Source organism: Natrarchaeobius versutus (genome assembly GCF_041205745.1).
Lineage (GTDB): Archaea > Halobacteriota > Halobacteria > Halobacteriales > Natrialbaceae > Natrarchaeobius > Natrarchaeobius versutus.
Genome location: NZ_JBGFCC010000004.1, coordinates 15,305 through 39,076, shown reverse-complemented (window position 1 = coordinate 39,076; position 23,772 = coordinate 15,305). Strand labels below are relative to the sequence as shown.

Below are 23,772 nucleotides of genomic sequence, written 5' to 3'. Positions count from 1 at the left end.
GTCCGAAGATTGCTCCGCACACCCGACTCGAACGCCCGATCGGACCAAATCATTACGTTCCGTCCCGTTCTGGTATCACATCTATGTCGGATCAGAACGTACTCGAGGAACTCAAAGCGGACTACCGGGAGCGAACGCCGGGGTCGAAGGCGATCTGGGAGGAGAATCGAAACGGGCTGGTCGACGGCGTCGGCAGCCAACCGCGCTACGTGGAACCCTACCCGCTCGCGATCGAGAGCGCGAGCGGGTCGACGATCCGCGACGTCGACGGCAACGAGTACGTCGACGTGTTCAACTGCTTCGGCGGCGTCCCCATGCTGGGCCACGCCCCGAAGGCCGTCAGGAACGCGGTCGGTAGCCAACTCGAGGAGGGGCTGGTGTACGGCCATCCGTACCCGAAACAACTCGAGTATACGAACGCGCTGACCGACCGATACCCGATGATCGACCGTCTACGGCTCGCGAATTCCGGAACGGAGGCGAACATGAACGCGATTCGCCTGGCGCGAAGCTACACGGGCCGGAGCAAGATCGTCAAGATCGAGGGGACCTACCACGGGAGCTTCGACGACGTGTTCGTCAGTACGATGCCCACAGTCGACGACGCCGGCACTCGAGAGGCGCCGACCCCGCGGCCGAACGGTGCGGGCGTTCCCGATAGTGTTTTGGAGGAAACGATAGTCGCCCCGTTCAACGATCCGGAGGCACTGGAATCCATCCTCCACGCCCACGAGGGAGAGATTGCGGCGATCATCGTCGAACCGGTTCCGATGTACGCGACGCTCGTCGAGCCGCGGGACGGCTATCTCCAGGACGTCAGCTCACTCGCCGCAGAACACGGTGCGGTGTTCGTCGTCGACGAGGTGAAGACTGGCTGTCGGATCGCCTACGGCGGCGCCTGTGAGTACTACGATCTCGAGCCCGACCTCGTTACGCTCGGAAAGGCGATCGGCGGCGGGCTCCCGGCCGGCGCCTTCGGCGGCGACGCGGAGATCATGCGCGAGATGAGCTTTCAGGGTCGAGGTCGGGGGAACACCGAAAACGTCGGAACGTACAACGCCAATCCGTTGCTCGTCAGCGCCGGGTCGGCGGTCCTCGAAGAACTCACTCCCGAGGCGTACGATCGACTCGAGGCACACTCCGAGCGCATCGCGGCGTCGTTCGAGGACGTCCTCCGGGACGAGGGGATCACGGCGACCGTCCAACACCTGCCGTCGGTCGGATACGTCCACTTCGGGATCGACACCGACGTTACGGATTACCGGACGGGGAGCGGACAGCGATTCGACACCGCGATACAGTACTGGTTCGCCGCCCTCGAGGCGGGGATTCTCCCGCCGCCGAAGACGAGCGCGTGGTATCTGACGACGGCGCACACGGACGCGGACGTCGATACCATCGTGGAGGCGAACAAGTCCGCCCTCGCGGCGCTTTCGTGAGACGGTTACCGTCCTCCCTTCCCGTCGAAACCGCGCCAGACCGACATCGTACTCGGACGCGATCTGTCGGGTCCGAGGTAGGCCGTGGGCCGACTTCGATCCGCACCCATCGCCCACGCAGTGACGCCGATTGGTCCGACTGAGGCGATAGATTAAGTGCACTCCGCACGATACTCAACCGATGTTCGAGACAGTGCTCGTCGCGAATCGGGGGGAGATCGCGATCAGAGTAATACAGGCGGCACAGGAACTCGGAGTCGAAGCGGCGGCGATATACAGCGACGCAGATGAATCCGCCAAACACGTCCGTCGAGCCGACGTCGCCTACCACGTCGGTTCGTCGGTTGCGAGAGAGAGCTACCTCGACGCCGATGCGATCCTCGAGGCCGCCCGCAAAGCCGACGCTGACGCCATCCATCCGGGCTACGGCTTTCTCGCCGAAAACGAGGAGTTCGCCCGGCGGGTCGGTGAATCCGAGTTCGTCTGGATCGGCCCCCCGGCGGACGTGATGGCGGACTTCGGCGAGAAGACGAAAGCCAGAGCGATCATGGCAGAGGCGGGGGTTCCGATCGTTCCCGGAACGAGCGACACCGTCGATTCTCCGGCGGCGGTCACGGAGTTCGCCGACGAACACGGCTACCCCATTGCGATCAAGGCCGACGGCGGCGGCGGCGGCCGCGGACTGAGAGTCGTCGAGAACGAAAGCGGGATCGAATCAGCGTTCGAGGAGGCCCGGCGGGAAGGCGACGCCTACTTCGACAACCCCGACGTCTACGTCGAGAAGTTCCTCGAGGATCCACGCCACGTCGAAGTGCAGGTTCTGGTCGACGAACACGGGAACGCACGCCACCTCTACGAGCGCGACTGCTCGGTCCAGCGTCGCCAGCAAAAACTCATCGAGGAGACGCCGTCGCCGTCGCTCACCGACGACGAGCGAAACGAACTCTGTGAGACCGCTCGAACGGGCGTCGCGGAGGCCGGCTACCGCAACGCCGGCACGGTGGAGTTCCTCTACGAGGGCGGTGACGACGGCAACTTCTACTTCCTCGAGGTCAACGCACGGATTCAAGTCGAACACACCGTCACCGAAGTCGCAACCGGCATCGACGTCGTCAAACAGCAGTTTCGGATCGCCGCCGGCGAACCCGTGACCTTCTCACAAGACGACGTTTCACTCGATCGCGCGGCGATGGAGTTTCGAATCAACGCCGAGGATCCGTCCGAGGATTTCGCCCCGACGCCGGGCACCGTAAGCACCTATCGTCCGCCGACCGGAATCGGCGTCCGCGTCGACGACGGCATCGATCAGGGGGACGCAGTCAGCCCGTTCTACGACTCGCTCGTCGGGAAGTACATCGTCTCCGGCGAGGATCGGGATGAGGTCCTCGCCCGGAGCCGGCGCGTTCTTCGGGCGGTCGAGATCGACGGAATCTCGACGACCGTTCCGTTTCACCTCGCCGTCCTGGAAGACAACGAGTTCCGGGAGAACAGACACACGACGAACTACCTCGAGGAGTCGTTCGACGGCCTCGAGTGAGAGTGCGTTCGCGATGACCGGCCGAGTTCGCACCTCGAGAAGTCGGTGATTCGGCGTCGACCGACGGCGTCTTCAAAACATACTTATCTCTATTATACTTCGAAGCTTTCAAATTCAAAATACACCATATTATCTGTCAATACTGCGATCTGGTGGGCCTCATTCACCCTCGAGATGGACTGCTCGAGTGTCGGTCTCGAGCCCGTCCGAGCCACCCGTTCGAGTTGGCGTTTTCACCGTCTTCAGTCGGTCCTCACTCGACATCGGGAGATGCGCCGATCGCGACGGACGCTATTGCTGACCAGATCGAACGACAGCTGTGCGAGCGTGGTAGCCGTTTCAGCCCTTCGCTTCGGTTTCAGAGCCGATCCGTTCGTACTGTCCACCAGTATCAGTCCAGCTTCGACACCGGCTCTCGTCCTCGAGCGAGTGGACACCCATGGCGCGAAAATCGGACCCTGCACCTGTTACCGTCCGGAGAGTCCGTTACCGCCACAGGTCTGAGGGCCAACTCGAGTGTACGAACGCGCCGACGCGTGCGCTCTTTTCCTCACCAACCAGAGTGAGTTCGACAGATACATTACCGTATTTTCTTTTTCCTCGTATAGTCAATTCACAAATATAGTTTGGAGTCTGTCTATTAACCAAAGTTAGCTTTCTGCGTATCTGGTTTCCGGTGCCCACTCGAGGGAGACGGGTTGTCCGCTACCCGACGGTTCGGAGACCCACACCACAGACCGGAGCCGATGGGGCGGACAGATGAACGCACGTCCGTGATCTCTCGCCGACTCGCCGCGTATGCGAGGAACGGACCGAGAGCGCCGGCCCTCGAGTTATATGCCACTCTTTGACGTATCTCCGAATGCCATGTCAGTCGAGTACGCAGGACTCAGGTTCGAGCGGCCGGGACACGCGACAGTACGGATCGAAACCGAGGACGGAACGGTCGTCTACGTCGATCCGTGGAGTGAACTGCTCGAGGGAGAACCGAGCGACGCCGACGTGGTCTTCGTGACCCACGACGATTTCGACCACTACGATCCCGACGGGATCGAGGCGGTCGCCTCGACGGGTGCGACGATCGCGGTCTACGAGGCCGTCGACACGTCGGATCTCGATCGAGACGTCGTCGACCTTCCTTACGACGGTGAGCGGACGGTCGACGGCATCGACGTGCGGACCGTTCCCGCGTTCAACGAACCCACGGGAACACACGTCGACGACGACGGCGATCCGTTCCACGACGAGCGAGAAGTGATCGGACTCGTCCTGGCCCTCGAGGGGGTTGAAGTCTACTATCCGTCGGATACGGACTTTCTCGACCACCACGAGTCGATCTCGGCGGACGTGTTCGTCCCGCCGATCGGCGGCCACTACACGATGGATCGAAACGAGGCGGCGGCGTTTTCACGGAGCGTCGGGCCGGATCTCGTGCTCCCGGTCCACTACGACACGTTCGAGGCGATCGAAACGGACGTCGAAGCGTTTACGGACGACCTCGAGGCCGACGGGATCTCGGTCGAAGCCTTCTGATACGGATGTACTGTAACGATTTACCGGCGGTGAGTCGAACCGTGTGAGACGAGTCTCGGTGGAGGAGTGCAGCGAGTCCACCGTTGCAACCGCGACCCGGGCGGCGGTTGCGCCGGAACTGACTGACAGTAAACCGTATGAGAGGGGCGTGTACCGATTTGCGGTGTATTCGCGGGCGGATCGCGATTGTACTGGCGACGATGTACACCGAACCCTACGAGATGGCCGTCGATCCGCCATTTCGCAAGGGAGTGCCGTCGTCTCACCATCTCGTAAGGGACCCTCTCGTCCCGCCTTATCGAGTCTGCGATGATCGCAACCGACGGACGACACGCTATATCCGGGTCGTCTTCCCAGGGGCTGGGAACTCCCATCGGCCCACATACCGACCCCGCTCCTACGCACGGGCATGGCCGATTCACCGCAGACCGACGACGAGATCAGGCGTGCGGTCGTCGATCGAGTCCGCGAGGTACAGGTTCCCGGCGGCGATCCGATCGGCGAGGAGTTACTCGAGGAGGTCGACGTCGCGGACGGCGTCGTCACGTTCACCGTCGTCACCGATCGGCTGGACCGGACGCTGACCGTCCGTATCGCGGACCAACTCCGCGGCGCGGGACTCGCGGTCGACGGGGTCGACCACGTCCGCATCGAGACGACGGCTGACGGCGCGGAGTCGGGACTCTCCGTCTCCGGCGTCGACTCGCTGATCGCGGTCGCCAGTTCGAAAGGCGGCGTCGGGAAGACGACGGTTACCGCCGCGCTCGCGCGGGCGCTCCACGAAGCGGGACGTTCGGTCGGTGTCTTCGACGCGAACGTTCACGCCCCCGACGCACCGGATCTGCTGGGTGCGGAGGGGCCGGTTCACCAGACGCCGTCGGGTCGCCCGAAGCCGGTCGATGCCGACGGGATCGAGGTCGTCAGTATCGAGTTGATCGCCGACGACGGGCCGGTCGCCTGGCGTGGTGCCATGGTTCACGACGTGGTGACGGACCTGCTCGGCAACGCCGCGTGGGACGACCGCGACGTTGTGCTCGTGGATCTGCCACCGGGGATCGGCGATGCGGTCTACACGCTCGTCCAGCAGGCGCCGGTCGACGGCGCGCTTCTCGTCAGTACGCCGACCGATGCCGGCGTTCGAGCAACCGAACGCACCGGTGCGCTGTTCACCGCAAACGACGTGGAGACGGTCGGCGTCGTCCCGAACATGGTCGGGGCGGACGGACCGTTCGACGACAACGTCGACGCCGCGGACCTGCGTGGCGAAATTCGGGAGACGACGGACGCCGACCTCGAGCCGATTCCGTTCGATCCGGCGCTTCGAGCGCCGCTCGAGCGGTCGTTTACCGATCCCGGGACCGACGGCGAAGCGGCGGTCGCGTCGGTCGCGGACGCGCTCGCGGCGTTCTGTGAGGCGACGGCGGACCCGGAGCCGCCCGCAGACGCCGTCGACGTCCGCGGCCTGCCCCCCTCGACGGCCCACCAGCAGGCGATCACTGAGTTCGATCACGACGAGTCGGTGGCCGTCCTCACACGGGACGATCCCCGCGAACTCGGGTCGGTGGTCCGACGGAGCCTGGCGCGTGATGACCGAGAGGTAAGCGTCTCGATGACTGATCTAGGTCGGAACGGCTGTCTGGTCGAACTCGAGGCGGACGTGTCGCCGCGGCGTGCGTCCGAATCGGAGTCGGCCGTGTAGGGCAGTCTGTGCGAGGTCACGGGCCGCCTTTCGTCGCGCCCAGCTGGGACGTCGATCGCGGTTTCTTCTCCCCGTATAAATGACCACTATTCGCAGGGAAATCGGTTCACGCTCCCCAACGCGTGGGAACTCTCCTGGCGGGGTATATGGATGGGACGTCCAGTTCGGAGTACGTATGGTACAGGGACGACCCACATCTCCGCGACGGAATCCGCACTGGTCGGACCCACTGCGGTCGATCGGCCGACCGGGAACCGAACGCGAGATGCGCGTACGGCGTGAGGTGGTTCGATGAGCGAAGACGACGCCGGCCTCGAGCTATCACGGCGCGAACTCGGGGCGGCCGCGGCCGGAATCGCCGGCGTCTCCGGTCTCGGGTTGTTGGGGTACCGACGACTCGGCCGGGAGACGGCCGGCGGAAACGGGGGCGAGGACACTCCGATGAACCCCTTCGAGGAGTATCCCAACGAGGACTGGGAAGAACGCTACCGGGACGTGTGGGACCGTGACGATTCGTACATCCTTACGTGTACGCCCAACGACACCCACAACTGCTATCTCGAGGCGTCGGTCAAAAACGGCGAGGTCACTCGCCTCGGCCCGTCGATGAACTACGGCGAGGCCGAGGGTCTCGAGGGCGAGCAGGCGACTCAGCGCTGGGACCCGCGGGTCTGTAACAAGGGTCTGGCGATGATCGAGCGCTTCTACAGCGATCAACGCGTCCAGGCACCGATGGTCCGCGAAGGATTCCGCGACTGGGTCGAAGACGGCTTCCCGCGCGACGACGACGGCTCGATGCCCGCGGAGTACGCCAATCGGGGCGAAGATAACTGGCTCGAGATGGCGTTCGACGACGCGTACGAACTCGCCGCACAGGCGATGTACAACATTGCAGACCACTATACCGGCGACGGCGGCCTGCAGGACCTCCTCGCACAGGAGTACGACGAGCGGGTCGTCGAGGAAACTGGCGGGATCGGCACGCAGACGCTGAAGTTCCGCGGTGGGATGCCCCTGCTCGGCATGATTCGCTTGCAGGGAATGTACCGCGTCGCGAACCAGATGGCGTTGCTCGACCAGCACATCCGCGGGGTGAGCGACGACGAGGCGGTCGGCGGTGTCGGCCTCGATAACTACTCCTGGCACACCGACCTGCCGCCGGGTCATACGATGGTCACGGGCCAACAAACGGTCGACTTCGACCTCGTAAACGTCGAGTACGCCGACCACGTGGTACTCGCGGGGATCAACTACCTGACGACGAAGATGGCCGACTGCCACTGGCTAACCGAAGCCAGGCTGAAGGGCACGAAGGTCACCGGCGTCTTCACGGACTACAACGCAACCGCCTCGAAGTGTGACGAACTGGTCATCCTTCGCCCGGCGACCGACTCCGCGCTCTTTCTCGGTGCCGCGAAGATCATCGTGGAAGAAGAGTGCTACGACGCGGACTACGTCCGTCGCTTTACGGACCTCCCGATGCTCGTTCGCATGGACGACAACAAGCTCCTGCGAGCGAGCGACGTCGTCGAGGGATACGAGCCCGCGGAGTTAGAGAAGACGATGGTCGTCGGCGACGACGACGAGCGTCCGCCCGAACACACGACCGACGTCTGGGAGAACATCCTCACCGAGGACCTTCGCGACGGGTGGGGCGACTTCGTGGTCCACGACGCCGAGACGGGCGAACTCGAGCCCGTCTCCCGTGACGAGATCGGCGACGATTTCGGCGTCCCCGCGAGTCTCGAGGGACGCTTCGACGTGGAGACGGTCGACGGCGAGACGGTAGAGGTTCGCCCGGTGTTCGATCTGATCAAGCAACACCTAATCGACACCTGGGATGCCGACTCGGTCGCCGAAGTTACCGGGAGTTCGCCGGAAGCCGTCGAGAACCTGGCCCGCGACGTCGCGGACAATCAGGAGCAGACGCTCATCCTCACCGGGATGGGGCCAAACCACTACACGAACCAGGATCAGAAAGACCGTGCGGTCTTCCTGCTCGCGTCACTGACGAAGAACGTCGGTCGACACAGCGGCAACGTCGGCAGTTACGCGGGCAACTACCGTGGCGCGTATTTCAACGGCCGGGGGCAGTGGTCTTCGGAGGATCCGTTCGATATCGAACTCGATCCGGACGAACCGGCGAACGTCAAGAACACGAAGACGATGCAGTCGGCTCACTGGTACTCTCACGGCGACCGGCCGCTGAAGGTCGAAGGCGAGTATCACATGGGCGATTCGCACATGTTCACCCCGACGAAGGCGCTGTGGGTCTGTGGCTCGAACTCGATTCTTGGCAACGCGAAAGGGAGCTACGACATCATCGAGAACATGCTCCGGAACGGTCGGATCGAGGCCTTCTTCACCAACGAGTGGTGGTGGACGGGGACCTGTGAGTACTCCGATATCGTCTTCCCGGCCGATTCGTGGGCCGAACACCACATGAACGACATCACGGCCGCGGTGACGAACCCGTTCGTGATGGCGATGCCGACCACCGAGATCGATCGGATCTACGATACTCGAAACGACGCCGAAATCTACGCCGGTGTCGCCGACAAACTCGCCGAAATCACCGGCGACGACCGGTTCTCGGAGTACTGGGAGTTCATCAACGAAGAGGATGCGGCCCGAACCTACCTCCAGCGGATCGTCGACCACTCGAACACGGTCAAAGGCTACGACATCGACGAGATGTTAGCGGAGGCCGAGGAGGGGATCCCGAAGATCATCCAGACCCAGACCTACCCGAAGAAAGTCGGCGGTCGTCAGGCCGAGGACGGGGACCCGTGGTACACCAAGACCGGTCGAATGGAGTTCTACCGCGAGGAGGATATGTTCGCGGAAGCAGGAGAGAACATCCCGCTTCACCGTGAGCCCATGGATGGCACGTTCTACGAGCCGAACGCCATCGTCTCCGGTGACGATCACCCGGTGATAGATCCGGCGACGCCCGAGGACCTCGAGTGGGAAGACGAGGACAACATCAGTGGCGCAGACAGCGAGGCCCGGCAGGTTCGCAATCAGATCTACACGCCCAAGGAGTTGACCGACACCGAACACCCGCTCAAGGCGTTGGATGCGGGCTACGACTACAGTTATATGACGCCGAAGTACCGCCACGGGACCCACACGTTCGCCAACTCCCTGCCGAACATCGCGGTCTGGTGGGGGCCATTCGGCGACATGGAGCGCCACGACGAGCGCTCGCCGTACTACGGTGAGGGGTACATCGAGATGAATCCTGCCGACGCTCGTGAGGAGGGGCTGAACGACGGTGACTACGTCTGGGTCGACGCCGATCCACAGGATCGGCCCTACCGCGGGGCGGACTCGGAGGACGAAGACAACTACGCGCGGGCGAAGATGCGCGTGCGCTATCAGCCGTCGATGCCACGCGGCGTCACCCGGAGCTGGATGAACTTAAATGGGGCCTCTCACGGCACCGTCGAGGCACACGACCCGGACGGCGAAGATGGCGACGGGCTGGCGGTCAACGAGGACACCGATTACGCGTCACTGTACCGCCAGGGGAGCCACCAAAGCGCCACGCGGACGTGGTTCCGACCGACCCTGCTGACCGACGACATGGCGCGCAAAAACTACGGTGGCCAGAACATCGACGTCGGGTTCGAAGCCGACGTCCACGTCGCCAACGGTGCGCCCAAGGAATCGTTCGTCAAGATCGAGAAGGCCGAAGATGCGGCCCACGACGAGGACGAAGAACGGTGGATGCCGGACCGAAAAGGGTTGCGACCGAGCGGGGAGGACGACCGCATGGACGAGTACCTGAGCGGCGGCTTTGTGAGCGAATCCGACGACTAACGACGACACACCAGGTGACAACCAATGGCAGAAGTTTACAACTGGCAGATCGGCCGAGAGATGGAGTTCCCCTACGCCGAGTCCCGACCGGACCGGCAGTGGGGTGCAGTGTTCGACATCAACAAGTGTATCGCGTGCCAGACGTGTACGCTCTCGTGTAAGACCACGTGGACCCACGGCGAGGGCCAAGAGCACATGTTCTGGAACAACGTCGAGACCAAACCCTACGGCTCTCACCCCGTCGGCTGGGACGTCGAGATCCTCGAGCGACTCGGCTACCAGGAGTGGGGCGAGGACGACGGCGAACCGGTCTACGAAGGCGACACCATCTTCGAGGCCAACGACGCCGACTGGGAGGACATGCTGATCGACGACGACCCACAGAACTTCCACGGCGAGGACATCGAGGGCTACAACCCCGATAGCGAGGACTGGGCGTACCCGAACCTCGGGGAGGACGAGCCTGCCGGCGAAGATCTCGAAGCCGATACGCACTTCGAGGAGAACCCGCATCCGATGTGGTTTTTCTACCTTCCCCGCATCTGCAACCACTGTACGTTCGCGGCCTGTGCCGGTGGCTGTCCGGTCCAAGCGGTCTACAAGCGCTCCGAGGACGGCATCGTCCTCATCGACGAGGACAGCTGTGAGGCGCTTCAGGAGTGTGTCCGGGCCTGTCCGTACGGAAAGTCCGTCTACAACCCCGTCGAACAACAGTCCCAGAAGTGCGTCGGCTGTTACCCCAAAATCGAGGAAGGGCTCGTTCCCCAGTGTTTCGAGAACTGTCTCGGCAAGATCCGCCAGCACGGCTGGATCAACCCACGGGACGACTACGACCCCACGAACCCGGTCGACTTTCTCGTCCACGAAAAGCGGGTCGCACTGCCGCTGTATCCGCAACTCGGCTTAGAGCCGAACGTCTACTACGTGCCGCCGATCAACGTCCCGACGGACTATCTGTTCCAGATGTTCGGTCCCGGCGTCGAGGAGGCCGTCGAAACGTACCGCGAGGCGATGCAGGGCCGCGAGGAACACCGCGATCTTCGCGGGCTGTTGCACCTGATGGGATCGACCGAGTGGCGCATCGAGGAGTTCGAAGTGACCGACGAGGAGGCGATCGGCTACGACGAAAGTGGCTCGACCGTCGCTCGCGTCCCGATGGAGGAACCGCAATACGAACGCGACACGTTCGACGCGGCGAACGACGTCTACCGACTCGACGTCACCTAAGAGGAGAGATCGATGATAAAAACCGAACACGTTCACCGCGCACGGCTGTACAAACTCGCGTCACTCGGCTTCGATCGACCCGACGAGCAACTGATCGAGGCCTTCGAGTGCGGCGAGTTCGAACGGCAACTGCTCGAGTCGGCCCGCGCCCTCGAGACCGAAGCGGCTGACGGCACCGCCGGAACCGAGCCATCCGATCGATCCCGGCTGGTCGAACGCGCCGAGGCCGTCGCGGACCGATGTCCGTCCGACAGCGAGGAGATTGACTCGCTTACCGACGAGTACGCGGCCCGTTTTGGCTTCGAGAACGGGGGAGAGATCTCACTGTACGAGATCGAGTACAGTCCGGGAACGGTGTTGACCAGCACGGATACGCTGGCCGACCTCTCCGGATTCTACGGTGCGTTCGGCCTCGAGAAGCGAGACGGGTACCGGGACCGGTCGGACCACCTCTGTCTCGAACTCGAGTTCTGCTCGCACCTCGCGTTGCAGACGGCGTACCTGTACGAAACGGAAGACGAAACGGGGATCGACGTCCTCGAGTCGGCTCAGGCGAGTTTTCTCGAGGATCACCTCGGTCGCTGGGTTCCGAGATTCCGTGAAACGGTCGACGACGGCGTAGCTGGGGGGTTCTACCGGGAACTCGCCGCGACCGTCGACGAACTGGTCGCGGCCGACGCGAAGCGCTTCGACGTCGAGCCGTCGGTGTTTCCCGAGACGCCTCCGGCACCGACGGAACAGTTTCTCGGCGGCGACGAGGAAGGTGACTTCCGCTGTAACGGCTGTGGTATCTCATCGATGCCGGGACAGGAGCCGTCGACCATCCCGAATGCACCACGACCCGACGGATGAAAGTCGTTCGACTCGTCGGCTCGAGCGACTCCGGCAAGACCACGCTCGTCGAATCGCTGGTCCCGCGGCTCACGGAGCGTGATGACCGCGTCGCGACCGTCAAATCGATCCACCACGACGTCGAGATCGATACCCCGGGGACCGACACCTATCGGCATCGGGCCGCCGGCGCTGAAACCGTCGTCGGGATCACCCCCGAGTTGACGTTCGACGTCAGCACGCGCGGAAAGCGAGATCTGCCACCGCGTCCGGGTAACTCGAGCGGCAGGTCGAATGCCTCGAGCGTGGACGGAATCGGTCCCTCGAGCGTGGAACGCGACCCGGGTGTGGACGATCGCGAACGACGAGCGCTCGAACGCACGCTCGACCGTCTGGAGCGACGGGGCTACGACACGGTCGTCGTCGAAGGGTTCGCCGAACTCGCGCTTCCGACGATCGTCGTCGACGACCGCACCCCCTCCGACGTCGACGGGCAGATCCTCGGTTACGCGGAAGACGGCGTCGACGAACTGGTCGAGGCGATCCGCACACTCGAGGGCGGAAGGGGCGCGAACGACGGTGTCGGGAGCGAAACCGCGTTCGATTACGCCGATTCGTAGACGGAAGCGAATCGGACGATCAGTGGCTTTTAGAAACCAATATAGATTACTCATCTTGGAATTTGGAACCGAAAGTAGTTATATTACCCCCGAGTTCGAAGAGCAACCAATGAGCGAAGGTGGGTCGTCCCATCGTGGCCGACGATCGGTTCTCGGAGCGATCGCCGGGTCGGCCGCGGGGCTGTCGGGGATAGCGGGCTGTCTCTCGGGCAGAGAGCGGATCCAGGTGCTCGCGGCGACGAGTCTCACCGTCGCCCTCGAGGAACAGATCGGTCCGGCGTTCGAGTCGGAAACGGGGATCCGGGTCGACGGCGAGTACCACGGGACGAACGCGTTGACCCGGATGGTCGAGGAAGGGCGAATACACCCGGACGTCGTGATCGGCGTCGACCCTGGGCTCGTACGCGATCGACTTTCGCCCGACCGCATCGGCTGGGACGTCGAGTTCGCGACGAACGAACTCGTGATCGTCTACGCTCTAGATACCGAACTCGGGACGCGCCTCGAGGCCGGTGATCGCTGGTATGAGGTCCTCCGGGACGCCGATGCGGGCGCGGTCGGAATCGGCGACCCAGACCGGAGCCCGCTCGGCTATCGGGCGCTTCACCTGTTCGAACTCGCCGAACGCGAACACGACGTCCCCGGATTTCTCGAGACGATGACCGAACGCGTCCGGGTCGACGGCGGGGACGGACAGCTACTCGGCGGCGTCGACGCCGGTGCTAGAGCCTGCGCGATCGCCTACCGAAATATGGCCGCCGATCGCGGGCTCCCGTCGCTGTCGCTTCCAGACGTCTACAGCTTCGGAAACCCAGCGTACGAGGACGAATACGCACGCGCGACGCATACGACTTCGACGGGACGGACAATTCCTGGATCCCCGGTCGTCTACAACGCCACGGTCCCGACCGGCGCCGACGCGGTGGAGATCGGTGAACGCTTCGTCTCGTTTTTACTCGAGCGGACGGCGTTACTCGAGGAGGCAGGGTTTCGCGTCCCGGCTCCGATCCCACGACGTTACGGTGCGGTTCCGGAGGGGATCGTTCCGTGAGCCGGGCCATCTCCGCGCTCGAGCGGGGCGGTCGCTCGCGGCGGGCAGGGACCGTGATACCGGCACTCCTGGGAGCGGTGTTGCTCGCGTACTTCGTCGTTCCGTTCGTCGTCTTCCTCGCTCAGGCGGGATCGGCCGACGTACTCGGCGAACTCGGGAAGCCGGCGATGCGGGATGCCATCGCGACGTCGCTCCTGACGGCACCGGTTTCGACCGCGATCGCGACGGTGTTCGGGGTGCCACTCGCCTACGTACTCTCCCGGCGCCGGTTCCGTGGCAAGCGCCTGGTCGAAGCGGCCGTCTTGATCCCGCTCGTGTTGCCGCCGATCGTCGGTGGCGCCGTGTTGTTGACCGTCGTCGGTCGGTTCACGCCGATCGGCGCGGCGGCCGCGATGCTCGGAGTGTCGCTCACCGACAGCCGACTCGGCGTGATCCTCGCCCAGACGTTCGTCGCGGCACCGTTTCTCGTCATCACGGCGAGAGCAGGGTTCGACGACGTCGACCGGCGCCTGGAGGAAGCCGCCCGAACGATGGGATACGGTCCGCTCGAGACGGCGCGACGGGTCTCGTTACCGCTCGCTCGAAACGCGATCGCCGCCGGAATCGTCCTCACCTTCGTCAGAGCGGTCGGCGAGTTCGGAGCGACGATGATGATAGCGTACAATCCGCGGACCGTGCCGACGCGAATCTGGGTTACGTTCGTCTCCCGTGGCACGGAGGCGATCGTCCCGGCGACGCTCACGCTCGTCGGGATCACCGTTGCGGTCGTCGCCGTCGTACAGCTACTCGTCTGGCGACCCGCCGGTCGGTGACAGTGTCGTCGCTACTGGACTTCGCACTCGATCGCACAGCTATCGTGCGGTCAGTGTTTCGATCGTTTCAAACAGTCTACTGTCAAACTGTATCAGTCCGGACAATAACTCAATCTTGACTGGTCGAAAGAACTAACTGTTCTAGTGAGTCGATAGTCGCTATCGGCGTCGCTAATCTCTTTGGAAGTGGGGTTATTGCCGTCCTTGCTGTAGCGTGTATCGAAATCATGACATCCATCGCAGACATCGAGATCCCGGCCGACGGAACCGGATTGGGCGAGCTGTTCGAGGCGATTCCCTCGCTGACGTGTGAGATGGAACGCGTGATCGCCTCGAGCGGACACGGGCTGTGGTTGTCGGGAGCGACCCGGTCGGAGATCGAAGACGCGCTAACGGAGACGTCCGCGATCGGGTCGTACTCGTGTATCACGAGCGAGGAGGAACGCCACCTCTACGATATCGAATTCGATCCGGAGACGGTCGACCCCTTCGAGGTCGTCCTCGAGGAGGGTGGAACGGTGTTGAGCGCGTCCGCATCCAACGGGTCGTGGCTGTTGAGCGTTCGCGTGATCGACCGCGAGAACGTGAGTACGCTGTACGATCGACTTGTGGACGACGACGTATCACCGACGATCGTCCGGCTGTTCGGCCTCGCCGAGGAGAGTCGAACGCAGTGTGGACTCACCACGCGTCAGTACGAGACGCTGGTCGCCGCGATCGACCACGGCTACTTCGAGATTCCCCGGGAGGTCTCGATGCAGGAACTCTCCGACGAACTCGATATCTCCCATCAGGCGCTGTCCGAGCGTCTTCGACGTGCGTACCGAGCGCTCGTCACGTCGGAACTCAACGTGACCGAGGAAGAAGCCACTGCTCCGCCATTGCCCTCTGACTAGCGCGGCGGTTTCCGCTGGGTCGGTCGACGATGATCCGCGACCTGTTTTTCGACGCGCCCGCGATTCGCGACCCGTTCTCCGACGGCCTCACGATCACGACGTCTTCCGTCTCGACTCCGAGCGCATTCTACGCCGCGATCGACTACTCGAGTCGCTCGAGGCACTTTCGGGAACCGCCGTCGCCGTCCGGATAATCAACTCGAGTTCAATCCACACGACGTCGTACTGAGATCGCGAACCCCTCGGTGTCGAAACGCCCGCAAGCCTGCGCAAGCACCACCGTCTTGGTCGTCTTTGCCGTCGGTGATAGCGTAATGTCTCCACAGTTTACCGACGACGACATCGGCAAGACCGTGATCAACGCCGAAGGAGAAGAAGTCGGGATCGTCGCGAACGTCGAACACGGAACGGCACACGTCGAACCCAATCCCGGGCTGACGGATACGATCAAGGCGAAACTCGGATGGGGTGGAACCGACGACGACGCCTATCCACTTCAGGAGGAATCCGTGGCGGAAGTGACCACGGACGAAGTCCGCCTCGAGAGCGAACTCTCCGGTCCCGGCGGCGGGGCCGGATCACACGACCGGACGACGGACGTCGGTGCGGGCACCGCTGGAACGACCGACACAGGTCGCGAATCCGAAATGCACGACGACGAGGGACTGATGGGCGACGATGACGACGATCTCATCGGTGACGACGACGATCACGACATGATCGGCGGGGACGATCCGGGCCGAGCACGCGACCGTGACCACGGGACCGACATCGATGACGACGAGGGGATGATGGGCGACGATGACGACGATCTCATCGGTGACGATGACGACGACGGACTGATGGGCGACGATGACGACGACCTCATCGGTGACGACGACGACGAGGGGCTGATGAGCGACGATGACGACGATGATGACGAAATAATCGGCGACGACACCCGATAACGACTGCTGGAGGCTCCCTCGAGTCGTCCCGACCGAACGAAAATCGCGTTCTGTCACCGTCCGCTATGGCTTTTCAGTTCTCCGGAGAGTGCACGCCGTCGCTCGTTCTCGAGTACGGAGTCGTCGTTCGAGGAAGACGATTGTGCGAAACCGAGTTCGTCGCCGCACAAAGGGTCGGTCGCTCGAGACGACAATCGTGGTCGACCCGTATTCTCCGGTGGCCCCAGGCGGCTACTCCCGATCTTCGGCGGTAGGCTCTTCCGTCTCGTGGTCGCGGCGTTCGTCTCGTTGTTCTCCCGGTTCGTCTTCGGACCTCGGCTCGTCGCGGTCCTCCCGGTTTCCTTCGTACTCTCGACGCCGGTCAGCTCCTTCGGCTACCTGGGGTGGCTCCCGTCCGCGTTGGCCCCCGCGACCGGAGTACTGTTCCCGTTCGGACCGTTCAGGTTGGCGACGGCGCGACTGTTGTGATGGATCTCGAGTGTCGCGTTCCCGCCGCCTTCCCTCCGCACGTCCCGGACGATCCGATGGCCCGCCGTCGTCTGCATCGACGCGTTCCTGTCGGTCGATCCACTCGCCGGTCTGGGGATACTCACCTCCGCCTCGGTGCTCGTACCCACCACGGTCCGATCGGTCGGATTCTGCCTCTCGAGGCGGCCCCCGTCGCTCCGTGGATCGTCGTCGGCCGCTCTCGTTCGCCGGCATCGGATCTTCGCCGCCCCTGGCGTGCTGTGGGGCCATCGGTTCGTCATCCCGGTACTGTTGTCGGCTCTGTGGCGGCGCAGAACGTCCCGCTCGAGGCGCCGTCCGTTCCCGTTCCGGCGTCGATCGATCGGTCATCTCCCGTCGGCGACCGCCCTGTTTGGCGGAAGATCGGCGTCCCTGCGATTGGCGCGGTCCTGACCGCTGGTCGGTCGCCCCCATCCGCTGACCGCGTTGCATTCCCGACTGCTGGCCGGATTGGGTGGCGGCCTGCATCCCCTCTTCCATCGCTCGCTCCATCTCGGGGACCATCGCCTGCATCCCTTCGAGATAGGTCTCGAGCATCGACTGGGTGAACTGCTGGCCCGGGAACGTCCCCATCATGGATCTCGTCATCTCCACTCCCTGGCGCTGTGCGGTATCTTGCCACTTCATCGCGCTGAGAGTCATCTCCGCCATGTTTCGCTGGACGTCGAGGAGTTGTGAGATCGCCTGCTGACCCTGGTTCATGGTCGTTCGTTGCATCCGTTCGGTCGAATCCGTCTCCGAGTACTGGTCTGTCATTGTGTATCTCGTTCGAGAGACCGGCCATCGACGTCGCCGATGACCGCTCCGGCTCGAGTACGAACCGCCGTCGTCGTCGGGAACCGAGAGCGCAATAAAGGCCGTCGTCGGTTGCGATCGGAAGCACGCAACCAACCGACTGAAACGGTTCGGGCAGTCGAAATACCGGTCGTTGGGACGTCACGAACAGCGTCTCGACCAGAAGTAATCACACACAAATCGGTCGAACGCCAGAGAAAGCTCCGGTTAGGATTGAGAATCCGGCTCGCCGTGGGTGACTCCCTCCCGTTCGTCGGCCCGTTTTCGCCGAATCGCCGCGCGAGCGTTGGACGCGTCGTATCCGAAGAAGACACCGTTCCCGTACGCTCCCGCGACCTCGAGTGCGTGAATCAGATCGTCGACGTCCACGTTCACCGCGTACAACTCGATGCTGAACGGCGTGTCGAGTGCGCTCTCGAATCCCCTGGCGATCGTCTCGAGCCAGTAGGTCGTCCCGTAGGCCGTATCGTACAGGGGAACGACGAACTCGTCGACGTACTCGGAGATCGCCTCGAGATCGATCCCGGCTCGCTCGTAGAGGTGGCCGGGATAGGGATCGGGATACAGCGTGAGGTAGACGCGACCGGGGATTCGATCGGCGGCCTCGGCGACGAACTCCGTGATGACGCTCGCGCGCCACTCGAAGCGGTCGTCGTACTCGCTTTCTTCGAACGACCGCTCGCAGATCCCACAGTGACAGTACTCGGCTCGCGGGAACCCGACGTCGTCGAGTCGGACGTCCTCGTTCGCGGCGGCGCAGTCGTCGATCACCTCGAGCAAGCCCTCGCGGTAGTCCATCCGGGAGGGACAGACGTAATCCCAGTCGAAGTACGACCGATCACGCGTCGCGGGCCGTCCGAGATCGTCGACGGGGACGAGCGACGGGTCGGCGTCGGAGGCGGCATTGTCGCCGAAACACGAGACCATGTTCACTCCATCGTCGATCGGTTCGGCGGACCGCCCGGTCACGTCCTTGACTTCGTAGAATCCGCGGTCGAACTCCGGCCATCGGACCTCTTCTTCGTTGCGCGTGACGACGCCGTACATAGCTTGGGGTACGACGCCGCCGCCGTAAGACGTTCGGTTGACTGTGCTATTGCACCGGTTCGTACTCGATCTCCTCGACGTCCGACGTGAGGCTCATCGCGACCTTCACGAGAACGGCGATAACGACCAGGGCGACCAGTATCTTGACAATACGGGACATATACGACTGTCCCTAGGACTGGTTACCACTTAGATATTCTGGATATATCTCTAGAAACGAAGATGAGTCAGCTCGGACGGACTGTCGTCCCGATCGATCGGGAAATTCACTAGACGGCGCGCGACCACGATGAACTGACAAGCGGAGGCCGTTTCAGACGGGTTACTGTCAGTCAGTTCCGGCCCAACCGCGACCCGCGCGGCGGTTGCAACGGTGGACTCGCTGCACTCCTCCACCGAGACTCGTCTCACACGGTTCGACTCACCGCCGGGACGTCGGTACAGCAATCCGTCTCAGGTGTCGATGAGGTCAGCGATCGACTCGCGGACGATCGTACCGCAGTACGAACACCGAACGCCGTCCTCGAGAACCTCGAACCGCGAGGTGACCGGCTCGCCACCGGCCGTAATACAGTCCGGGTTCGGACAGGAGAGGACGTCCTCGACGACGTCGGGGCGATCGACTCGGTGTTTCTCGATGACGTCGTAATCGCGGACGATGTTGATCGTCGCATCCGGCGCGATCAACGAGAGGACGTCGACCTCGTCCTGGCTGAGTTCCCGGCTTTCGACCTTGACGATGTCCTTTCGCGCCAGTCGATCCGAGGGGACGTTTATCCCGACTGAGACCTCCTCACCCTCGCTCCCGTCGATCCCGAGGATCGCGAGAACGTTGAGCGCCTGCCCGCCGACGACGTGATCGATGACGGTCCCGCTTTTGATCTTGCTCACCCGAAGCTGGTGATCCTCACTCATCGTCGTCACCTCCGTTCGACAACAAGAGATCGAGCAACGCCATCCGAACCGGCACCCCGTTGTGCGCCTGCTCGAAGTACGCCGCGTACTCGGTGTCGTCGATCTCGGGCGCGATTTCGTCGACGCGTGGAAGCGGATGCATCACCGTCAGGTCGTCGTCGGCCGCCTCGAGCGTCTCGAGGTCGATCTGATACTCGCCTGCGACCTTCTGGTACTCGTTTTCGTCGGGGAACCGTTCGCGCTGAATCCGGGTGACGTAGAGGACGTCGAGCGACGGCAACACCTCCTCGAGTGACTCGTGTTCGCGGATGCCCGCGCCGTTTCCCGCCTGGTGGAGATCGTAGACGACTTCGCGGGGCAAGCGCAGGCTCTCGGGGCTGACGAAGTGCTGGCGCGCGTCGAAGTTCGTCAGCGCGTACGCGAGCGAGTGAACCGTCCGGCCGTACTTCAGATCGCCCATGATGCCGATCGTCAGGTCCTCCAACCCCGCGTTCTGGCGAATCGTATAGAGGTCGAGGAGCGTCTGCGTCGGATGGTGGCCCGCGCCGTCACCCGCGTTCAACAGCGGGACGTCGACGAACTCGCTGGCCATCGTGGCCGCGCCCTGTTTCGGATGGCGGAGCACGAGCGCGTCCGCGTACCCCTCGATGACGCGGACCGTGTCGGCGAGCGTCTCACCTTTCTTGACGCTCGAGGATTCGATCGATCCCATGTCGACGACGTCGCCTCCCAGACGTTTCATCGCGGTTTCGAAGCTCATCTTCGTCCGCGTACTCGGCTCGAAAAAGAGCAAGCCGAGCAACGACCCCGCGTGTCGGTCCTCGACGGCGGTCGGATCGGCGTCGATCTCCGCAGCCCGGTCGAGTACCGTCTCGACGTCCGCCCGCGAGAGTTGTTTGCTCGTGATGAGGTGATCGTGGCGCATTCGTTCGTGTACGCTCTTGCGTGCCCCTTCAATCCAACCATTCGATTCTCCCCCATTTCCTTTTGGGCCGAAATCAAAGGCAAAGAATTATGCGGGCGCTGTCTCAAATGGACACAATCGAATGGAAGGGCGGCTCGAGACCGGAATCGACGTACTGGATCGGAAACTAGGTGGGGGGTTGCCTCCGGGGTGTGTCGTGGCTTTCACCGCCAGCCCCGCCAGCCAGTCCGAGTTGCTACTGTACGAACTGACGGCGGCTCGCGGGACGCTGTATCTGACCACGGAGCGTTCGGAGTCGGCTATCGAAGAGGCGATCGAAAGCTCGCCGTCGTCGGTCGGCAATCCGACGATCAGACATATCACGTCGGACGATCCACTCGAAGAGGCGACGCAGTTCGTCAAGGCGCTCCCCGACGGCGCGAACCTCATCGTGGATACGATGGACGTCTTAGAGCGAAGCGACGTCGACGAGTACGTGACATTTCTGAACGAGTTGAAAACCCGGATGCTCGAGACCGACAGTATCGCGGTCTTACATTGTCTCTCGGGGGAAAACGAGCCGGAAAACCGTTCCCGGACGAACCACGCGGTCGATGCGGTGTTCGACCTGCGAACCCGGATCGCCGGCACCGAACTCGAGAATCACCTCACGATTCCGAAGTTCCGCCACGGGAGCCAGCCGACCGAGACGATCAAACTCGAACTGACCGAGGAGGTCGCGATCGACACCAGCCGGGACATCGCCTAGAATCGGCGACGAGACGACCATCGGAGCCGATACCAACGTGTGTTGGCACCACCGATATTACCGACGGGGTGGTATCGTCAGATACGGCAGGGCGCCACATCATCACCTGCGCCATACACGCACGGACTCCCTGCCGGCGTACCCCCTTTCCGGCGTCACTCGACCCCGAGCAACAGCGATTCACACAGCGCGTCGGCTCCCGCTTCCTCGAGCAGTCGCCGCTGTCGGCGTGCGCCGCTGTCGCGCTCGTAGACGTCTTTGATTCCGTCGACCCCCAGGCGCTCGCACTCGCGGTCGACGACCTCCCCGAGGTCGACCGTTCCCTCGAGGTCGCGGTCGATAACCGAGGCGTCGTGGCCGTGGCGAATCGCGCGCCACTTGTTCTCGTCGAGGAGTTCACGCCGGTGGTCCGGCGCCATCCCACTTGCGCCGTCCTCGTACTCTTCGGCCAGCGCTTCGACCAGCGCGTGGGCGTACTCGACGAACGCGAGGACGATCTCAGGATCGGCCTGCCCGTCTGGCGTTCGGAGTTCGACGGTTCCGTGGGCCGTGTGCGGACGGACGTCGTACCAGAGTTCGCCCCGATCGTTGATCGAGTCGGTCTCGAGCATCCGCCGCTCGAAGCGGTCGAACGCCTCGAAGTCCGAGAAGTACGTCGGCATTCCCGTATTCGGAAGCGCCTCGAAGATTTTAGCGCGTGCGGACTGCAGTCCCGTGTCGAACCCGTTCCAGTACGGCGAGTTCGCCGAGAGCGCGAGGACGATCGGCACGTACCACCGGAGTTCGTTCGCGATCCAGACCGCCTTGTCGGCGTCGTCGACGCCGACGTGGACGTGGACGCCAGCCGTCGTGTTCCGGTGTTGTGGGTACTGAATCCGGTCGAGTTGTGACCGATACCGCGGTTTTTCGGCGTGATCGAGTTCGCGCCACTTCGCGAGCGGGTGGAGGCCTGCGGCGGCGATTCGGTAGCCGTGAGCGCGAGCGTGCTCGTCGAGCGCCCGACGGATCTCGAGAAGCGAGTTCCGGGCATCCGCGAGCTCTTCGATCAGCGGCGTCTGGGTTTCGATCACGCACTTGAACAGTTCGTGATCGAGTCGGTCTCGCAGGATCTCGGGCGGGTCGTGTTCGTAGACGAGGTCGTCGGTCCCGCTCGTCGGCCGGCCTCGCTCGTCGACGACGAAACACTCCTCCTCGATCCCCAACGTGCCCATACGCGTAAACGATTCTCGCGACCCGCGTTCCATCGTCTCCGGGTTTCGGGCGCGACAGTAAATACGGTTTGGAGTCGGCACGCTGTGTGCCCCGCGTTCGGTGGAGACGCGTTCCTGTGGCCCGGCCCGCCGACGGAATCGAAAAAAGATGGTCCTCGAGAGTTGTTGTATCGGTTGGTCGCCATCGATGACTATTCGGTTTCCTCGCGACCGATCGAACCCTCGACGACGGCCATCCAAGGGAGTCGGCGGGCCGGCCCCTCTCGGCGCATCCACTCTCGTTCCAGCTGACTCGAGAACGTGATCGAACCCCGAAACCACCATTGGTCACTCGAGTTCGAGTTCGATCACCCGACTCCGTCGTGACTCGAGTTCGTTCACGCCCGGAATCCGCTCACGTGGATCCGGCAGGGCGCACTCGGCGACGTCGAACGCGATCACGCCGTCCGCTTGTCGACATCGCAAGTAGACCGGGACGAGTTCGATCTCTGCCGGGACGCTGTCGGCAACCGCGAGAAGGGCGTAGACGAGTTTGTGCTTCGCGAGCGAGGCTCGCGGACCCGTCTTAGCCTCGAGGACGAACAGCGTCGACTCGCCGCCTCTGCGCTCGACGAACAGCGTGTCGATCTCGACCTGTCCGTGACGGTGGGTGACCGTCTCAGAGCAGTCGCCGTGCGGTCTGAACTCGAACGTGAACGTCGATCGACCCGTTGCGGGCGGCGCCAGCGGGCCCGACGTATCCAACTCGAGTGCGTCGGCCAGTACTCCCGAGGCAAGCCCGAGATTGACCAGCGACGTCTCCGAGAGCGTCGGGAGCACGCGATAACTCGAGAGTCGGTCGGACTCGGGTGGCTCCTCGACGCGCTCGACGGGCTGACCGGCAAAGACGGACTCGTCCCGGAGGAAGAACTCGCCGGCACCGCCGGGTGAATCTACGAGCACGAACGCCGTTCCCGTCCCGTCGGGTGCCGATCCGACTCGAAGCACCATGGCGCCCGCTTCGGCGAGCGACGGCGGAAGGTCCTCGAGCGAATCGACCGAAATGTACCGCGGCGTCCGGGGACCCGCGTCGACGTCGTGGCGGACGACGTAGTCGCGAAACGACGTCGGACCGAACGTCGAACGCTCCGACGCCGACAGCTCCCGAATCGCGGGACCGAATACCATCTCGAGTAGCCGGTTGTTGTGACGGCTACTTGTTCGCTCC

General features: G+C 63.3%; 20 protein-coding genes. 14 read left to right on the top strand and 6 right to left on the bottom strand.

Features of this window, described 5'->3' with window-relative positions:
* The first annotated feature begins 83 nt into the window (after positions 1-83).
* The 13 genes from AB7C87_RS10360 (at position 84) to AB7C87_RS10300 (ending at position 16,417) form a co-directional block, all read left to right on the top strand.
* Entirely contained in the window at positions 84-1,439 is a 1,356-nt protein-coding gene (locus AB7C87_RS10360) for an aspartate aminotransferase family protein (RefSeq protein ID WP_369729370.1), read from the top strand.
* A gap of 181 nt (positions 1,440-1,620) precedes the next feature.
* Positions 1,621-2,976: an acetyl-CoA carboxylase biotin carboxylase subunit gene (locus AB7C87_RS10355; RefSeq protein WP_369729369.1), complete on the top strand. Its 1,356-nt coding sequence runs from the start codon at positions 1,621-1,623 to the stop codon at positions 2,974-2,976.
* Positions 2,977-3,843: 867 nt separating this feature from the next.
* Positions 3,844-4,509 (top strand): MBL fold metallo-hydrolase, encoded by a 666-nt coding sequence (locus AB7C87_RS10350; protein WP_369729368.1) that lies wholly within the window; start codon positions 3,844-3,846, stop codon positions 4,507-4,509.
* A 409-nt stretch (positions 4,510-4,918) separates the two neighbouring features.
* Positions 4,919-6,208 (top strand): P-loop NTPase, encoded by a 1,290-nt coding sequence (locus AB7C87_RS10345; protein ID WP_369729367.1) that lies wholly within the window; start codon positions 4,919-4,921, stop codon positions 6,206-6,208.
* A 291-nt stretch (positions 6,209-6,499) separates the two neighbouring features.
* Entirely contained in the window at positions 6,500-10,033 is a 3,534-nt protein-coding gene (locus tag AB7C87_RS10340; RefSeq protein ID WP_369729366.1) for a molybdopterin-dependent oxidoreductase, read from the top strand.
* A 24-nt stretch (positions 10,034-10,057) separates the two neighbouring features.
* The gene (locus AB7C87_RS10335) at positions 10,058-11,260 is read left to right on the top strand and encodes a 4Fe-4S dicluster domain-containing protein (protein WP_369729365.1); all 1,203 of its coding nucleotides are present in this window, start codon (positions 10,058-10,060) and stop codon (positions 11,258-11,260) included.
* Positions 11,261-11,272: 12 nt separating this feature from the next.
* Positions 11,273-12,112, top strand: a complete 840-nt coding sequence (locus tag AB7C87_RS10330; protein WP_369729364.1) for a TorD/DmsD family molecular chaperone — start codon at positions 11,273-11,275, stop codon at positions 12,110-12,112.
* Complete coding sequence (gene mobB, locus AB7C87_RS10325) at positions 12,109-12,711, top strand: molybdopterin-guanine dinucleotide biosynthesis protein B (protein ID WP_369729363.1); 603 nt, start codon at positions 12,109-12,111, stop codon at positions 12,709-12,711. Before AB7C87_RS10330 ends, mobB begins: the two co-directional genes overlap by 4 nt.
* Positions 12,712-12,820: 109 nt before the next feature.
* The gene (locus AB7C87_RS10320; RefSeq protein WP_369729362.1) at positions 12,821-13,762 is read left to right on the top strand and encodes an extracellular solute-binding protein; all 942 of its coding nucleotides are present in this window, start codon (positions 12,821-12,823) and stop codon (positions 13,760-13,762) included.
* Positions 13,759-14,574 (top strand): ABC transporter permease, encoded by an 816-nt coding sequence (locus tag AB7C87_RS10315; protein ID WP_369729361.1) that lies wholly within the window; start codon positions 13,759-13,761, stop codon positions 14,572-14,574. Before AB7C87_RS10320 ends, AB7C87_RS10315 begins: the two co-directional genes overlap by 4 nt.
* A 227-nt stretch (positions 14,575-14,801) precedes the next feature.
* On the top strand, positions 14,802-15,470 hold the full coding sequence (locus AB7C87_RS10310) for a helix-turn-helix domain-containing protein (protein ID WP_369729360.1): 669 nt from the start codon (positions 14,802-14,804) through the stop codon (positions 15,468-15,470).
* Positions 15,471-15,499: 29 nt separating this feature from the next.
* Positions 15,500-15,664 (top strand): hypothetical protein, encoded by a 165-nt coding sequence (locus AB7C87_RS10305; RefSeq protein ID WP_369729359.1) that lies wholly within the window; start codon positions 15,500-15,502, stop codon positions 15,662-15,664.
* Between the two features lie 120 nt (positions 15,665-15,784).
* Positions 15,785-16,417, top strand: a complete 633-nt coding sequence (locus tag AB7C87_RS10300; protein ID WP_369729358.1) for a DUF8593 domain-containing protein — start codon at positions 15,785-15,787, stop codon at positions 16,415-16,417.
* Positions 16,418-16,648: 231 nt separating this feature from the next.
* Here the strand turns inward: AB7C87_RS10300 and AB7C87_RS10295 are convergent, their stop codons facing one another.
* The 4 genes from AB7C87_RS10295 to pyrB all read right to left on the bottom strand — a co-directional run bounded on the left by AB7C87_RS10295 (position 16,649) and on the right by pyrB (position 20,606).
* On the bottom strand, positions 16,649-17,680 hold the full coding sequence (locus AB7C87_RS10295; RefSeq protein ID WP_369729357.1) for a hypothetical protein: 1,032 nt from the start codon (positions 17,678-17,680) through the stop codon (positions 16,649-16,651).
* A gap of 246 nt (positions 17,681-17,926) precedes the next feature.
* Complete coding sequence (locus AB7C87_RS10290) at positions 17,927-18,766, bottom strand: hypothetical protein (RefSeq protein ID WP_369729356.1); 840 nt, start codon at positions 18,764-18,766, stop codon at positions 17,927-17,929.
* A gap of 453 nt (positions 18,767-19,219) precedes the next feature.
* Positions 19,220-19,681, bottom strand: a complete 462-nt coding sequence (gene pyrI, locus AB7C87_RS10285; RefSeq protein ID WP_369729355.1) for an aspartate carbamoyltransferase regulatory subunit — start codon at positions 19,679-19,681, stop codon at positions 19,220-19,222.
* On the bottom strand, positions 19,674-20,606 hold the full coding sequence (pyrB, locus tag AB7C87_RS10280; protein WP_369729354.1) for an aspartate carbamoyltransferase: 933 nt from the start codon (positions 20,604-20,606) through the stop codon (positions 19,674-19,676). The genes pyrI and pyrB overlap by 8 nt, the downstream gene beginning before the upstream one ends.
* A gap of 121 nt (positions 20,607-20,727) precedes the next feature.
* On the opposite strand from pyrB, the gene AB7C87_RS10275 reads away from it, so the two are divergent.
* The gene (locus tag AB7C87_RS10275; RefSeq protein WP_369729353.1) at positions 20,728-21,354 is read left to right on the top strand and encodes an RAD55 family ATPase; all 627 of its coding nucleotides are present in this window, start codon (positions 20,728-20,730) and stop codon (positions 21,352-21,354) included.
* Positions 21,355-21,509: 155 nt separating this feature from the next.
* On the opposite strand, the gene AB7C87_RS10270 is transcribed toward AB7C87_RS10275, so the two are convergent.
* Positions 21,510-22,598 carry a glutamate--cysteine ligase gene (locus tag AB7C87_RS10270; RefSeq protein WP_369729352.1) on the bottom strand — a complete coding sequence of 363 codons (1,089 nt, stop codon included), beginning with the start codon at positions 22,596-22,598 and terminating at the stop codon, positions 21,510-21,512.
* Positions 22,599-22,892: 294 nt separating this feature from the next.
* The gene (locus AB7C87_RS10265; protein ID WP_369729351.1) at positions 22,893-23,732 is read right to left on the bottom strand and encodes a DUF6997 domain-containing protein; all 840 of its coding nucleotides are present in this window, start codon (positions 23,730-23,732) and stop codon (positions 22,893-22,895) included.
* Positions 23,733-23,772 lie beyond the last annotated feature (40 nt).